Raw genomic sequence first — 14,627 nt, 5'->3', positions numbered from 1 at the left:
GGCGTTATACTGCCCCGCTAAATTTTGAATTCGACATACAAGGACTCGCCCATGAAAGCGCTCGGCAAAATCCTGGGTCTGGTAATTCTCGGGCTGTTACTGATCATCGTGGCTCTGGGCTTCGCCCTGACCCACCTGTTCGACCCCAACGACTACAAAGACGAAATCCGCCAGATCGCCCGGGACAAGGCCCACATCGAGCTGACCCTCAATGGCGACATCGGCTGGAGCCTGTTCCCCTGGCTCGGCCTGGAACTGCACGATGCCGGGGTGGCCACCCTGGCCAACCCCACCCAGCCTTTCGCCGACCTGCAGATGCTGGGCCTGTCGGTTCGCGTGCTGCCATTGCTGCGCCGCGAAGTACAGATGAGCGACGTCCGGGTCGAGGGCCTGAACCTGCGCCTGAACCGCGACAAGGACGGTCACGGCAACTGGCAGGACATCGGCAAGGCTGCGCCGGCCGACCGCCAGGCCGAGACGCCTGCCACCAGCACCGGCGAAACCGGCGAGGCTGCGACCAGCGCGGAAAAACCCGCGCAGCCGATCCGCCTGGATATCGACAGCCTGACGGTGAACAACGCTCGGGTCGAATACAACGACGAACAGACCGGCAAGCAGTTCACCGCCGAGAGCATCCAGCTCAGCACCGGGCCGATCCACGAAGCCACCAACACTCCGGTCAAGCTCACCGCCTTCCTGGCCAGCAGCCAACCGGCAGTGCGCGTGCGCACCGAGCTCAACGGCGAACTGCGCTTCGACCGCGCCCTGCAGCGCTATCAGTTCGAGGACATGCGCTTGTCCGGCGAGGCGGCCGGCGACCCGTTGCAAGGCAAGACCCTGACCTTCTCCGCCCAGGGCCAGCTGCTGCTGGACAAGGCCGCCAACGTCGGCCAGTGGACCGGGCTGAAGCTCTCCCTCAACCAGCTGCGGGCCCTGGGCGAACTCAAGGTCAATGACCTGGAAAAGACGCCACAGATCAGCGGCGGGATCTCCATCGCCCAGTTCGACCTGGCGAAGTTCGTCGACAGCATCGGCCAGACCCTGCCGGCCATGGCCGAGGGCAGCCTGAGCAAGGTCGAGCTGGCCAGTCGCCTGCAAGGCACTCCCACCAGCCTGGCCCTGGAAGATCTCAACCTGAAGCTCGACGACAGCAGCTTCAGCGGCCGCCTGGCCATCGAGGACTTCGCCAAGCAAGCCCTGCGCGCCCAGCTCAAGGCCGATACCTTCAATGTCGACCGCTACCTGCCGCCCAAGTCCGCAGCAGCCAACAGCGCCGCCGCGGCCCGCAAGGCCGAAGTACAGGGTAGCGAGGCGGCTGCCGCGGGCGGCACCACGCCGCTGCCCGACGCACCGACCAAGGGCGCCTGGAGCACCGACCGCCTGCTGCCGGTGGAGCGCCTGGCCCAGCTCGATGTCGACGCCGACCTGAACTTCGGCCAACTGACCCTGGACAAGCTGCCGATCCAGAATGCCGCGCTCAAGGCCTCCGGCCAGGGCGGCCTGCTGAAACTCGCCAACCTGCGCGGCGAGCTGTTCAACGGCAGCTTCGAGGCCAATGGCACCCTGGACGTACGCCAGAGCACCCCGAAACTGAACCTGCAGACCCGGATCAACCGGGTGCCGGTGGAGCGCATCCTGGAAAACCAGGGCCAGAATCCTCCGGTCAAGGGCCTGGTCACCCTGAGCAGCAACCTCACTGGCAATGGCAACAGCCAAAAAGCGCTGATCGACAGCCTCAACGGCACCGCCAGCTTCGCCATCAACAACGGTGTGCTGCTCAACGCCAGCATCGAGCAACAGCTGTGCCAGGGTATCGCCGTGCTTAACCGCAAGAACCTGACCAGTACCCCGCGCGGCAAGGACACCCCGTTCCAGGAGCTCAAGGGCAACCTGACCTTGCGTAATGGCGTGGCCAGCAACCCGGACCTGAAGGTGCGCATCCCCGGCATGACCGTCAACGGCAACGGCGACATCGACCTGCGCGTGCTGGGCCTGGATTATCGCGTGGGCATCATCGTCGAAGGCGACCTGAGCGATAACCCGGATCCGGCCTGCCAGGTGGGCGAGCGCTTCCGTGGCATCGAGCTGCCGCTGCGTTGCCGTGGCCCGCTGGAGCTGGGCGCCAAGGCCTGCCGCCTGGACAAGGACGGCCTGGGCCAAGTCGCAGCCAAGCTGGCCGGCGACCGACTCAAGGAAAAGATCGACGAGAAACTCGGCGACAAGGTCAGCCCGGAACTGAAGAACGCGATCAAGGGGCTGTTCAAGCGATGAGAGCCGAGGCTTTTTCCAGCGCGGTGCTGGATTGGTATGACCGTCACGGGCGCCACGACCTGCCCTGGCAACAGGACATCAACCCGTATCGGGTCTGGGTCTCGGAGATCATGCTGCAGCAGACCCAGGTCAGTACCGTGCTCAACTACTTCGACCGCTTCATGGCCTCCCTGCCCACGGTACAGGCCCTGGCCGAGGCACCGGAAGACGAAGTGCTGCACCTGTGGACCGGCCTGGGCTACTACACCCGCGCACGCAACCTGCAGAAGACCGCGAAGATCGTGATGGCCGAGCATGGCGGCGAGTTTCCCCGCGACGTGGAAAAACTCACCGAGCTGCCGGGTATCGGGCTCTCGACCGCCGGGGCCATCGCCAGCATCAGCATGGGCCTGCGGGCGCCGATCCTGGATGGCAACGTCAAGCGGGTCCTGGCGCGCTTCACCGCCCAGGAGGGCTACCCGGGGGAACCCAAGGTGGCCAAGCAGCTATGGGCGGCCGCCGAACGCTTCACGCCCCACTCGCGGGTCAACCACTACACCCAGGCGATGATGGACCTGGGGGCAACCCTGTGCACCCGTAGCAAGCCCAGCTGCCTGCTATGCCCCCTGGAGCGGCACTGCGAGGCGCACATGCTCGGCCTTGAGACCCGCTACCCGGTGCCCAAGCCGCGCAAGGAGGTGCCACAGAAGCGCACCCTGATGCCCATGCTGGCCAACCGCGAAGGCGCCATCCTGCTTTACCGACGCCCCTCCAGCGGGCTCTGGGGCGGGCTCTGGAGCCTGCCGGAACTCGATGGACTGAACGACATCCAGCACCTGGCCATGCAGCACTCTCTGGAGCTGGGTCAACAACAGCAGATGCCTGCTCTGGTACACACCTTCAGCCACTTCCAGCTGGCCATCGAGCCCTGGCTGATCCGGGTCGAAGAGTCGGCCCTGCACGTCGCCGAGGCCGACTGGCTCTGGTATAACCTCGCCACCCCGCCGCGCCTGGGCCTTGCCGCCCCGGTGAAGACACTGCTCAAACGCGCGGCTGAAGTATTGAATGCAGGAGAGTCGTCATGACCCGCACCGTAATGTGCCGCAAGTACCAAGAAGAACTGCCAGGCCTGGACCGTCCGCCGTACCCGGGCGCCAAGGGCCAGGATATCTACGAGCACGTCTCGGCCAAGGCCTGGGGCGACTGGCAGAAGCACCAGACCCTGCTGATCAACGAAAAGCGCTTGAACATGATGAACGCCGAGGATCGCAAGTTCATCCAGGCGGAAATGGACAAGTACTTCTCTGGCGAGGAATACGCCAAGGCCGAAGGTTACGTGCCGCCAGCGGAGTGAAACCGCTGCAAATTCGGGGGTCGGATCGTAAGCGGCGGTAATAATTAAACTTTTTTTCAAAACTTGCTTGACGCCCCCCTGAAAAACCCGTTTAATGCGCCCCGTTGCCCAGATAGCTCAGTCGGTAGAGCAGGGGATTGAAAATCCCCGTGTCGGCGGTTCGATTCCGTCTCTGGGCACCACCTTCAGTTTTCAGGTGGTGCCAAGCACACCTGAAAGCACACAAAAAGCCCGCCTAGTGCGGGCTTTTTGCTTTCTACGATTTGCCAACTCTTCCCCGCCGATTCGGCCCGGAGTCCCGCCCGCAGCACGGTAGCGATGCCGTGATCAGCCAGCGCATCGCTCCATAGCCAGCCTCAGTGGATAACGCGCTACAACCTGCGCCTATTCACGATCGGTGAATACCATCCGCGCACCTGCCAGCTCCTCCGACTGCGGGGCTTCGAATACGCTTTCAGCGAAATCGAACATCTGCGGGGTGACCTCCATGGCGTACGTTTGCCCCCGCTGCTCATTGCGGCGCGCTACCCGATCGCGCCGAGCTTCCGCTTCCGCGGTGACGTAGTGGAGTACGGTCGGGCTGCCGTGCCGGGCGGCAAAGGCGTACGCCGTATCGCGTCGCTGGCGACGAAGAAAGCCCAGGTCGAGGATGACGGAGCCGCCACAGCGCAACACCTCGGCAGCCATCGAGTAGATGACTGCCTCGCAACGATCCACTCGCTCGGCGAACCATGCCGGGTTCATTGTCTGGACAGTGGTGCCCGATGCGATGTCAGGCGCAAACAACTTGGCCATCCAGACATCCATGGAGAAAACCACGGCGCTACCGCCGCTCGAGAGTTCATGGGCATAAGTGGACTTGCCCGCTCCCACGGGCCCGCAAACCAGGTGGACAGCGCTGTGTTCCATGATCGATTCCTTATTGAAAGTTCAGCGGCACGATTTAGATCAGCGCCAGGGCGCGGTTGATGAAATGCACCAGCGAGTCGTTCAGGCCGGTGTATGCACTCAAGCCAGGTTCTTGTGCGTAGGCATGGCGCACCTTGCGCTCAAGCTCCAGGTCGTCACCGTAATGGGAGGCACGAAACAACCCCAGCCACTGCCGAGCCAGCTCCTGCATACCAGGGGATGCGGCTTCGAGGCCGTTGCGCTGATGCTCGCGGGCCTGCGCGATCAAGGGCTGCCACTGCCAAAGATGCTCGAGTTGGCGCTGCGTCAGGTCTTGCTGCTCGGCGGGGGTCAGGTAGTTGACCATTAGCGCTGCTCGAGCATGGACGAATGCCACCATGACCCAATCCAGCATGGCGTCATGAATCCCGTTGAGCTGCTGCGCTCGCCGGGAGTTTCGCTGGAGCGCCGTCAGCTTGAAGGCCAGCTCGGCATCCTCGGCGACGGTCAAATGCACCAGACGCATCCAGCGCCAGGCCAATGCTTGTGCGTGCGGACTGTGCCCTGGCGTCTGCGCCGCGATGGCTGACTGGACGTCGGCCACCAGCAGTTCCCAGTCCCGCTCGACATCATCCAGCCGCTCTTCGACGGCCAGCAAGGCCGCGATATCGCTTGCGGACAAGACTTCCTCTTGCAGGGCCAGCATCTCCAGCATGTCGATCCAGTCGATGCCGAGAAGCACGGTGCCCTTGCCTATCTTCTGGTTCAGCCTCAACAGGCGCACACGCAGCTTCTCGATATGGCGTTGCTGCGCAGCCAGGGATTCAAGTTGCCGGGAAATGAGCTCTGCGGGAGACAGGTTGTCCGCTTGCAGCATCTGCTTGATCTGCTCCAGCGAGTGCCCGCCCTGCTTGAGCACCTGGATACGCCCCAAACGAGCGGCGTCGGCCTCTGAATACAGCCGATTGCCGCCATTGGAGCGTGTGGATGGAGAAAGCAGTCCCAGCCCATCGTAATGATGCAAGGTGCGCACTGTAACGCCAGCCCTGAGAGCCAGTTCACCGATCTTCAACATTCCTCATCTGCCTCCCTACGCCGAGCAATGGTTGAAGACAGGATAAATCCTCACGCTACGTCAGGTTCAAGCCCCCAGGGCTGCGCTCAAAAGTTATCCCAATGGACGTTGAGATCGCGCCGGGCGCTAGCGGCGACATCGATAGTGCTACGCCGCTCCAGGCCCTTGCGGGTAGTCACGACCTGGAACTTGCCGGGGGGCAGTTGCACATAGACGATCGGCCCCACCCCGGCCAGGCTCAACAGGGAATGCCCCTGGGCATTCTCGATCGCCACGTCCACATCCGAGGTGTACTGGTTCTGCGGGCCGACGGAAAACGTCAGGTGCAGGTTGTAGCCCGTTACCTGCTGGATGGCCCGCGACTCATCCAGGCCGATCCCGCCGCTGAGGTAGGCGATTCCGTTTTGCTGCTGCGGCACCAACTGGACGCCGGCCGGATCAATCGGCTCGCTGCTGGCGACGGCGCCCAGTACGCTGGGTGATGCCAGCGCAAGCAGCACGGCGAGCGCCGACATGACTCTGCTGGAAGAGCATTTCATGATGACCACTCCCGGGTTCGTTTCGAACCCCTGCAATGGGGCGCCACCATCAAGCCTCCAGCCCCAGGATCGGTAGCGCCCGGGCCTCCCCTATTGCATCGCGAATGGCCAAGCCACGGCAGCCCTGCACAACTGGCCCGCCTCAAGCTCCCAAGCTTCAGTGTACGCCTCGATACCGGCGGTTTTAGACCGATTCGGCACCAGGGCTTGAGCGAAGGCGCCTAAGGCGCCTCAGTCAGCGCCTGCCTCCATCAGCCCCTCGAGCGCGGCGTCGGCCTCGGCCCGCTGCGCCGGGGTCGGCCCGGTGGCGAACCGGCTACGCCCCTGGTCCAGGGCCAGGTAGGCATTGTCGCCATCGCCCCAGATGTAGGAGTAGATGAACAGGAAGCTGTCGGAGTCGGGCTGGCAGAAGGCGGCGACACCGCGCAAGGGCGCCAGCAACTGGATCATCTCGCCGTAGTTGTCGGTGAACTCCAGCAAGGCGAGCTGCCAGCGACCAGCCTTGGGGTCATAACGTGAATACGCACCGGGGCCCATCCAGATCTCCACCGTTTCCTGCAGGCTGCGCGCCCCGGAATCGCGCAACGACTCGGCGTCCACCAGGCCCGGGCCGTACATCTGCTTGCTGTTGAACCATTGCTGCCAGTCGCCATAGGCCAGTGCCGGGCGCGGCGTCGCCGCCATGGCCTTGGCATAGTCTTCCGGCGTCATGTTGCAGCGCAGATAGACCGAAGACGGCTCGTTCGCCCGCACCTGTCCGCCAGCGGCCATGAGCACCGCCAGCACCAGCCCCTTCCATGAGCACCACCGCATCATCGTCATTCCCGATCCTTGCAAAAAAAGAGCGCCAGCATACCTTTGCGCCGCCAATGACAGGCCACGGTGTTATCACCAAGGGCCTCTCGCAGAGTAAAGTGACCATCGCCTCGCAAAGGAACGGCCCGCAGTGAACCAGAAACGAACCCGCATCCCCCTGCCCCACCCCAAGCCCGTCGACAACCGTAGCGGCGCCTGGCTGCTGCTGCTGGTGGTCGGGACCGTGCTGCTGTTGCTCAGCGGGCTGCTGGCCTGGACCCTGGCCGGCGCGCTGGTCGACGGGCAGATCGTCACCGGCAACCGCGCCGGCCCCAGGCACGTCTACAGCATGGCGCTGCAGCCCACCCAGTTCTATGGCGAGCTGCTGTGGCAGGGCCTCACTACCCTGCTCCTGGGCGCACTGGCCGCTGCCGCCCTGTGGATCGGACGGTCATTGATGGTCGCCGATAGACCCCGCCGCTGAGCCAGGGCCCCACTTCAGCCATTCAGGAACACGTTCCCATGTCCCTGTTATCCCCTCCCGAGCAGCCAGCCACCCGCCACGCCACCGTCGAACCGGCCAGTGGCCCCAGCGAAAGCTTCAAGGAGCCCGCGGCCGACGGCGTCATGCTCGGCGGCTTTGCCTGGCGCCATGCCCAGCCGGATCCACAACGCCCGGTGGTGATCATCAGCGCCGCCACCTCGGTGCGCTGCCGCTACTACTTTCGCTTCGCCGACTACCTGTTCGCCCACGGCTTGGATGTCATGACCTACGACTACCGTGGCATCGGCGAATCGCGGCCGGCATCCCTCAAGGGCTTCAAGGCCTCCTGGTCGGATTGGGGCGCCCTGGATTTCGAGGCGATGCTGCAACGCGCCCAGCGCGAATTCCCCGGCCAGCCGATCGACGTCGTCGGCCACAGCTTCGGCGGTTGCGCGGCAGGCCTGGGCAACTCGGCGGGGGTGATCCGGCGCATGGCGACCATGGGCGCGCAATTCGCCTACTGGCGTGACTACGCCCCGGCAGAACGCTGGCGGATGCTGGGCAAATGGCACCTGGCGATGCCCCTGCTGACCCGCCTCTATGGTTATTTCCCCGGCAAGCGCCTGGGGTGGATGGAAGACACCCCGGCTGGGGTGGTCCGCGACTGGAGCACCCCGCACCCGCGCTACGAAGGGCGCCCCAGTGGCCGCAAGATTGCCACCGAGCGCAATGGCCAGCCTTTCGCCCATGTCACGGCACCGATCCTGGCCATCAGCCTCAGCGACGATCCGTTCGGCACCGTGGCCGCCATCGAACGCCTGCTGGGCTATTTCCACAACAGCCCGCGCACCCATTTGCGTATCCGTCCGCAGGACATCGGCGAGACCGCCGTCGGCCACTTCGCGTTCTTCCACAGCCGTTTCGAGACCCGGCTGTGGCCGATCATCCTCGGCTGGCTGCGCCACGGCGAACTGGATAGCCGCAGCCCGGGGCGCCTGATCCCCAGGAACTGAGCCGCGACCGACACCACCTCCCGGCCGAAGGCAGGTGCCCCACCGTCGATTTACTGGCATCCTTGCCCGCCTCACCGGCCGCCCCTGCACGGCGGCCCATGCGATACATCTTCAGGCAACCAGGTAACACGCCCATGGCATCTGCGAACAAGCAACACAAAAGGGCCCAGCGGGCGAAAACCAAGGCCAAGCAAAACCGCGTCAAGCGCACTGCACCGACCTCGGAACTGGACCTGGACCCCAACGACAGCCGTATCGATTTCGAATCGGTGGACCTGACCGAGCTGTTCGTGAAAATGCGCGACGCCGAGAAAACCAGCCAGCAGGCCATGTGCGCGGCGTTCCTGGCGGACCCGTTGCTGGAACTGGTGTATGAGCAGGAGGGCGAACAAGGCGCCACCGACTTCATCCTCGCGGCACTCATCGAATACCGTAACTGGTCCACCGAGGCCGACGAAGCCACGGCGCTGGCCTGGATCGAATCCGAGGCCTTCCAGGCCGACTACCTCGCCGCCTCCCAGGCCCTGTTCAGCACCGAAGGCTGAACGAGCGGCAAGAAAAAAGGGCGCATCCTGTGGATGCGCCCTTTTGCATTTCAGCTACTAGAGCCGCCCGATACTCAGGCCGCTTCCAGCCGCGGGATTTCCATGCCGATGCGCGAGCTGGCGAAGCTCAGGTCGCCGCTGGCGATGGACTGGGCCTTGAAGCCGGCGCCGATCAGGTCACGGACGAACAGCTTGTTGTAGATGAACATGAACACCAGGTTGCTCAGGCCGAAAGTGAACATGGACAGCAGGAACATGATGGCTGCCCATTTCCAGTCGGCGCGGAACAGAGCCGGGATGAAACCGAAGAAGAACACGGTCCAGGAGAAACCGACTGGCGCTTCCTTGATGGCCCCGGTGTTCGGGTTTTTGAAGATGATTTTGGTGAACGCCATGTGCGTCTCCTTGCCGCCCCGTTATGAGGAACCAATGACCGGGCGATCACCATTGGAACCAGTGCTAGGTTCTTCGGGCAGGGACCATCGACCACGCCAAGGGCGAGTGCAAACCGGTCAAGAGCTGGAAAGGCGAGGCGTTTCAAGGGAAAGCGGCGGACCCGCAGGTTCCGACAAGCGTTCAATCCCTTGTACAACAGCGCTATTCCATAGCTCCTCTCACGCTGGCACGCAAGAGCTCTTATCGAAGAGCGCGCAGGCTACTATTTCGCCTGCATGCTGTCCACGAAACCTCATGTAACAAGTCACAAATCCAATAAAAACGCCCTCTGTCTATGTCGGCAACGGTCTTTTTGAATTCCAGGCGATCAATTGATCCGCCCCACTCCCACACGCAAGCTCGACCGACATGTCCCCGGATACCGCCACAGCGGCGCCGGCAGCCCCACGCCGGATCAGAAGCTGGACACCCATGGCCTGCCGGAACAAAAAAAGACTAACTCCACCCGGCCCGGGTTCGTTCTCGCAAAAGGGCAGTCTCGCAGCACGCCTTGATCACCCAGGCCATGAAGGCAAGTACAGAGCCGCGGCCCGGGATTGCCGAACCTTTTTGATAAAGATCGGCAACTCATTGAACTCGATGGCTTTTTTCCAGGTCATTGCTCGGCATCGCCGCCATCAGACGACCTCGTCCGGCAAAAACACGGTCAAAAAGCGTGGGATACCCAATTAACCGACAGATCCATGACCTTTGGCCCGTTAACCCTTCCAACACCCGGCCAAAGCTGGCACCATCGCGCCTTTTTTTACGCGACACCCGCCGGATCCAGGGTTCAAACGGGCGTTCGGTTGTTGATGGGGCGACAGTCAGCTGTGCCGATGCGACAACCTGCCACACGTCGCTCGTTTACCTCCGGCAGCGCTGTTGGCTGCGATTCGAACCCTATGCTAGCTTGGCGCCTCGCCAGGAAGGCAGCCCAACAGCAGGAGCACATTGAACTCTATGAGGACCGCACATGGCTGAGGCCACGCCCGCGCTTGAAATCCGCAACTTGCACAAACGCTACGGCTCCCAGGAGGTACTCAAGGGTATCTCGCTGACCGCTCGCGACGGTGACGTGATATCGATCCTGGGTTCCTCCGGTTCAGGCAAGTCCACTTTCCTACGCTGCATCAACCTGCTGGAAAACCCGCACCAGGGCCAGATCCTGGTAGCCGGCGAAGAGCTCAAGCTCAAGGCCGCGAAGAACGGCGAGCTGATTGCCGCCGACAGCAAGCAGATCAACCGCCTGCGCAGCGAAATCGGTTTCGTATTCCAGAACTTCAATCTCTGGCCGCACATGAGCGTGCTCGACAACATCATCGAGGCACCGCGTCGCGTGCTGGGCCAGAGCAAGGCCGAGGCCATCGAGGTGGCCGAGGCCCTGCTGGCCAAGGTCGGCATCGCCGACAAGCGCCACGCCTACCCGGCCCAGCTCTCCGGCGGCCAGCAACAACGCGCCGCCATCGCCCGGACCCTGGCGATGCAACCCAAGGTCATCCTGTTCGACGAGCCGACCTCGGCCCTGGACCCGGAAATGGTCCAGGAAGTCCTCAACGTGATCCGCGCCCTGGCCGAAGAAGGCCGCACCATGTTGCTGGTCACCCATGAAATGAGTTTTGCCCGCCAGGTCTCCAGCGAAGTGGTGTTCCTGCACCAGGGTCTGGTAGAAGAGCAAGGTTCGCCCGAGCAGGTCTTCGAGAACCCGCTTTCGGCACGCTGCAAACAATTCATGTCCAGCAACCGCTAACGGAGCTAAACGCATGCAGAGCTATAAGAAAATCCTCCTGGCCGCTGCCGTCACCCTGGCCTTCAGCGCCAGCGCCGCCGCCGAGACCCTGAAGATGGGCATCGAGGCAGCCTACCCTCCCTTCAACAACAAGGACGCCAGTGGCCAGGTCGTCGGTTTCGACAAGGACATCGGCGACGCCCTGTGCGCCAAGCTGAAGGTCGAGAAGTGCGAAGTGGTCACCTCCGACTGGGACGGCATCATCCCGGCCCTGAACGCCAAGAAGTTCGACTTCCTGGTGTCCTCGCTGTCGATCACCGACGAGCGCAAGCAGGCAGTGGATTTCACCGATCCGTACTACTCCAACAAGCTGCAGTTCATCGCACCGAAGAAAGTCGATTTCAAGGTCGAGAAGTCCTACCTCAAGGGCAAGGTGATCGGTGCCCAGCGCGCGACCCTGGCCGGTACCTGGCTGGACGACCGCAACATGGAAGACGACTACGGCGTCAGCATCAAGCTCTACGACACCCAGGAAAACGCCTACCTGGACCTGCTCTCCGGTCGCCTGGACGGCATCCTGGCCGACAAGTACGTGCAGTACGAATGGCTCAAGAGCAAGGACGGCCAGAACTTCGAGTTCAAGGGCGAGCCCGTGGTCGAAAGCGACAAGATCGGCATCGCCGTGCGCAAGGGCGATCCGCTGCGTGAGCGCCTGAACAAGGCCCTGGCCGAGATCAAGGCCGACGGTACTTACAAGAAGATCAACGACAAGTACTTCCCTTTCAGCATCGAATGATCCTGCATTGCCCGGCCGGCGCACTCCGTTGAGTGCGCCGCTCTCCTGCAACGCCTTGCGATATGACTAGACCATGAATTTCGACCTATACGGATTCGGCCCGGCGCTCGCCGCCGGTGCGCTGATGACCGTCAAACTGGCCCTGGCCGCCCTATGCCTGGGGCTGGTGCTCGGCCTGGCCGGCGCACTGGCCAAGACTTCGCCCTACAAGCCCCTGCAATGGCTGGGCGGTGCCTATTCGACCGTGGTGCGCGGCGTTCCGGAATTGCTCTGGGTCCTGCTGATCTATTTCGGCACGGTGAACGGGATGCGTGCCCTGGGCGAGTTCCTCGGTTACCCCGAACTCGAACTCAACGCCTTCGCCGCCGGGGTCATCGCCCTTGGCCTGTGCTTCGGCGCCTATGCCACCGAAGTGTTCCGAGGAGCGCTGCTGGCGATTCCCAAGGGCCATCGTGAAGCCGGCATGGCCCTGGGCCTGTCCAAGCGGCGCATCTTCACCCGGCTGATCATGCCGCAGATGTGGCGCATCGCCCTGCCGGGCCTGGGCAACCTGTTCATGATCCTGATGAAGGACACCGCGCTGGTCTCGGTGATCGGCCTGGAAGAGATCATGCGTCACGCGCAGATTGGCGTGACCGTCACCAAGCAGCCCTTCACCTTCTTCATGGTCGCGGCCTTCATGTACCTGGGCCTGACCATCATTGCCATGACCGCCATGCACTTCCTGGAAAAACGCGCCGCTCGCGGCTTTGCGAGGAGCACGCAATGAACTGGGAAGTGATCATCAAATGGCTGCCGAAACTGGCCCAGGGCGCCACCCTGACCCTGGAACTGGTAGCCATCGCCGTCATCGCCGGCTTGCTGCTGGCCATCCCCCTGGGCATCGCCCGCTCGTCCCGCCTGTGGTACGTGCGCCTGCTGCCCTACTGCTACATCTTCTTCTTCCGCGGTACTCCGCTGCTGGTGCAGCTGTTCCTGGTCTACTACGGCCTGGCGCAGTTCGACAGCGTGCGTGAAAGCGCCCTGTGGCCCTACCTGCGCGATCCGTTCTGGTGCGCCACCGCCACCATGACCCTGCACACCGCGGCCTATATCGCCGAGATCCTGCGGGGCGCGATCCAGGCCGTGCCGCCCGGTGAAATCGAAGCGGCGCGGGCCCTGGGCATGTCCAAGCCCAAGGCGCTGTTCTACATCATCCTGCCGCGCGCCGCGCGCATCGGCCTGCCGGCCTATAGCAACGAAGTGATCCTGATGCTCAAGGCCAGCGCCCTGGCCAGCACCGTGACCTTGCTGGAGCTGACCGGCATGGCCCGGACCATCATTGCCCGGACCTACCTGCCGGTGGAGATCTTCTTCGCCGCGGGGCTGTTCTACCTGCTGATGGCCTACATCCTGGTGCGCGGCTTCAAGCTGCTGGAGCGCTGGTTGCGGGTCGAGGCCTGCCAGGGCCGTTGAGCCCTCCCGCTCCCGCCAGGGAGCGGGCCAGCCGGACACCACGCCCATGTCTTCGATCCTCCAAGGCCCTGCACTACTGAACCGCTTCCAGGCCTTGGATGCCTTTCTCCTGGAACACCAGGGGCTCTGGCGCCCACGCCCGTTCCAGCATCTGCAACTGCCCTGGGAAGCCCGCTACCCCGAACTCGCCCAGTGGCTGCGCCAGCGCTCCCTGGCAGACGCCGAAACCGCCCACAATCACCCGGAACAACTGGACGCGCCCGCCCCCTTCGCCCAGTTGGCGGCCCAGTCGCGGAGCCTGGCCGAGCTGGCAGAACTGCCCGCCAATGACCTGCCGGCCATGCGAGCGCGGCTGAATGTCGATGTGCCCGGACGCAAATGGCAGCAGATCGAAGCCTTCGCCGCCCGCCTGCAATTCGACCAGGCTCCCGCCCACTGGCTCGACTGGTGTTCCGGCAAGGGCCACCTGGGACGGCGCCTGCTGCAACCGGGGCAATGCCTGACCTGCCTCGAATACGACCCGGCGCTGGTGGCCAGCGGCGAACAACTGAGCCGCCACCATGGCCTGGCCGCCAGCCATGTGCAGCAGGATGTACTGGCCGATACGGTCGCCGCGCAGCTGGCTGCCGGACACAGCCCGGTGGCGCTGCATGCCTGCGGCGACTTGCACGTGCGCCTGATGCAGCTCGCCAGCCAGGCCGGCTGCCGCCAGCTGGCCATCGCCCCGTGCTGCTACAACCGCACCAGCGCCAGCCAGTACCAGGGTTTATCCACAGCCGGCCAGGCGTCCGTCCTGCAGCTGTCCCTGGACGACCTGGGCCTGCCCATGAGCGAGACCGTGACCGCCGGGGCCCGGGTCCGGCGCCAGCGCGACCAGTCCATGGCCTGGCGCCTGGGCTTCGACCTGCTGCAACGTCAGTTGCGAGGCGTCGACGACTACCTGCCCACGCCGTCGCTGCCCAGTCACTGGCTGGACAAGCCGTTCACCGAATACTGCCGCGACCTGGCGGCCCTCAAGAAGTTACCCACAATCGGCGTGCAAGACTGGCCGGCACTGGAAGCCGCCGGCTGGCAACGCCTGGCCCAGGTGCGCAACCTGGAACTGCTGCGCGGCCTGTTCCGCCGGCCATTGGAACTGTGGCTGGTGCTGGACCGGGCATTGTTTCTGCAACAGCAGGGCTATCAGGTACGCCTGGGGACCTTCTGCCCTGCGCACCTGACCCCGCGCAATCTGCTGCTCCTGGCCCAGCGCTGAAGCCCTGCGACAGC

At 63.7% G+C, this 14,627-nt stretch carries 16 protein-coding genes and 1 tRNA gene; 12 read left to right on the top strand and 5 right to left on the bottom strand.

Annotation, left to right across the window (positions count from 1 at the left end):
- Positions 1 to 51 precede the first annotated feature (51 nt).
- From C4K40_RS01835 to C4K40_RS01820, 4 genes are all read left to right on the top strand, one after another.
- The gene (locus C4K40_RS01835; protein WP_053132570.1) at positions 52 to 2,271 is read left to right on the top strand and encodes an AsmA family protein; all 2,220 of its coding nucleotides are present in this window, start codon (positions 52 to 54) and stop codon (positions 2,269 to 2,271) included.
- Complete coding sequence (mutY, locus tag C4K40_RS01830; protein ID WP_053132573.1) at positions 2,268 to 3,335, top strand: A/G-specific adenine glycosylase; 1,068 nt, start codon at positions 2,268 to 2,270, stop codon at positions 3,333 to 3,335. Before C4K40_RS01835 ends, mutY begins: the two co-directional genes overlap by 4 nt.
- On the top strand, positions 3,332 to 3,604 hold the full coding sequence (locus C4K40_RS01825; RefSeq protein ID WP_022639236.1) for an oxidative damage protection protein: 273 nt from the start codon (positions 3,332 to 3,334) through the stop codon (positions 3,602 to 3,604). The genes mutY and C4K40_RS01825 overlap by 4 nt, the downstream gene beginning before the upstream one ends.
- 106 nt (positions 3,605 to 3,710) lie before the next feature.
- Positions 3,711 to 3,786 (top strand) — tRNA-Phe (locus C4K40_RS01820).
- A 202-nt stretch (positions 3,787 to 3,988) separates the two neighbouring features.
- On the opposite strand, the gene C4K40_RS01815 is transcribed toward C4K40_RS01820, so the two are convergent.
- From C4K40_RS01815 to C4K40_RS01800, 4 genes are all read right to left on the bottom strand, one after another.
- Entirely contained in the window at positions 3,989 to 4,513 is a 525-nt protein-coding gene (locus tag C4K40_RS01815; protein WP_053132574.1) for an ATP-binding protein, read from the bottom strand.
- A 34-nt stretch (positions 4,514 to 4,547) separates the two neighbouring features.
- Positions 4,548 to 5,567 (bottom strand): MerR family transcriptional regulator, encoded by a 1,020-nt coding sequence (locus tag C4K40_RS01810; RefSeq protein WP_053132577.1) that lies wholly within the window; start codon positions 5,565 to 5,567, stop codon positions 4,548 to 4,550.
- A gap of 86 nt (positions 5,568 to 5,653) precedes the next feature.
- Positions 5,654 to 6,106: a hypothetical protein gene (locus C4K40_RS01805; protein ID WP_053132953.1), complete on the bottom strand. Its 453-nt coding sequence runs from the start codon at positions 6,104 to 6,106 to the stop codon at positions 5,654 to 5,656.
- 231 nt (positions 6,107 to 6,337) lie between these two features.
- Positions 6,338 to 6,928, bottom strand: coding sequence for a hypothetical protein (locus C4K40_RS01800; RefSeq protein WP_152899024.1), 591 nt, complete (start codon positions 6,926 to 6,928; stop codon positions 6,338 to 6,340).
- 124 nt (positions 6,929 to 7,052) lie between these two features.
- On the opposite strand from C4K40_RS01800, the gene C4K40_RS01795 reads away from it, so the two are divergent.
- From C4K40_RS01795 to C4K40_RS01785, 3 genes are all read left to right on the top strand, one after another.
- On the top strand, positions 7,053 to 7,385 hold the full coding sequence (locus tag C4K40_RS01795) for a hypothetical protein (RefSeq protein WP_053132580.1): 333 nt from the start codon (positions 7,053 to 7,055) through the stop codon (positions 7,383 to 7,385).
- Positions 7,386 to 7,423: 38 nt separating this feature from the next.
- A complete protein-coding gene (locus tag C4K40_RS01790) occupies positions 7,424 to 8,398 on the top strand; it encodes an alpha/beta fold hydrolase (RefSeq protein ID WP_053132582.1) in 975 nt (324 codons plus the stop codon).
- Positions 8,399 to 8,532: 134 nt separating this feature from the next.
- Positions 8,533 to 8,943: a hypothetical protein gene (locus tag C4K40_RS01785; RefSeq protein WP_053132583.1), complete on the top strand. Its 411-nt coding sequence runs from the start codon at positions 8,533 to 8,535 to the stop codon at positions 8,941 to 8,943.
- A 74-nt stretch (positions 8,944 to 9,017) separates the two neighbouring features.
- On the opposite strand, the gene C4K40_RS01780 is transcribed toward C4K40_RS01785, so the two are convergent.
- On the bottom strand, positions 9,018 to 9,338 hold the full coding sequence (locus C4K40_RS01780) for a hypothetical protein (RefSeq protein ID WP_022639227.1): 321 nt from the start codon (positions 9,336 to 9,338) through the stop codon (positions 9,018 to 9,020).
- A gap of 1,016 nt (positions 9,339 to 10,354) precedes the next feature.
- Here C4K40_RS01780 and C4K40_RS01775 point away from each other — a divergent pair.
- From C4K40_RS01775 to C4K40_RS01755, 5 genes are all read left to right on the top strand, one after another.
- Positions 10,355 to 11,128 (top strand): ABC transporter ATP-binding protein, encoded by a 774-nt coding sequence (locus C4K40_RS01775; RefSeq protein ID WP_022639226.1) that lies wholly within the window; start codon positions 10,355 to 10,357, stop codon positions 11,126 to 11,128.
- Between the two features lie 13 nt (positions 11,129 to 11,141).
- Positions 11,142 to 11,903 (top strand): ABC transporter substrate-binding protein, encoded by a 762-nt coding sequence (locus C4K40_RS01770; RefSeq protein WP_022639225.1) that lies wholly within the window; start codon positions 11,142 to 11,144, stop codon positions 11,901 to 11,903.
- Between the two features lie 73 nt (positions 11,904 to 11,976).
- Positions 11,977 to 12,672, top strand: coding sequence for an ABC transporter permease (locus tag C4K40_RS01765; RefSeq protein ID WP_022639224.1), 696 nt, complete (start codon positions 11,977 to 11,979; stop codon positions 12,670 to 12,672).
- Positions 12,669 to 13,358: an ABC transporter permease gene (locus C4K40_RS01760; protein WP_022639223.1), complete on the top strand. Its 690-nt coding sequence runs from the start codon at positions 12,669 to 12,671 to the stop codon at positions 13,356 to 13,358. Before C4K40_RS01765 ends, C4K40_RS01760 begins: the two co-directional genes overlap by 4 nt.
- A 46-nt stretch (positions 13,359 to 13,404) precedes the next feature.
- On the top strand, positions 13,405 to 14,613 hold the full coding sequence (locus C4K40_RS01755; RefSeq protein ID WP_053132586.1) for a methyltransferase: 1,209 nt from the start codon (positions 13,405 to 13,407) through the stop codon (positions 14,611 to 14,613).
- Positions 14,614 to 14,627 lie beyond the last annotated feature (14 nt).

It is taken from the genome of Pseudomonas sp. CMR5c (assembly GCF_003850545.1).
Taxonomy (GTDB): domain Bacteria; phylum Pseudomonadota; class Gammaproteobacteria; order Pseudomonadales; family Pseudomonadaceae; genus Aquipseudomonas; species Aquipseudomonas piscis.
This window is presented reverse-complemented; position numbering and strand designations above follow the sequence as displayed.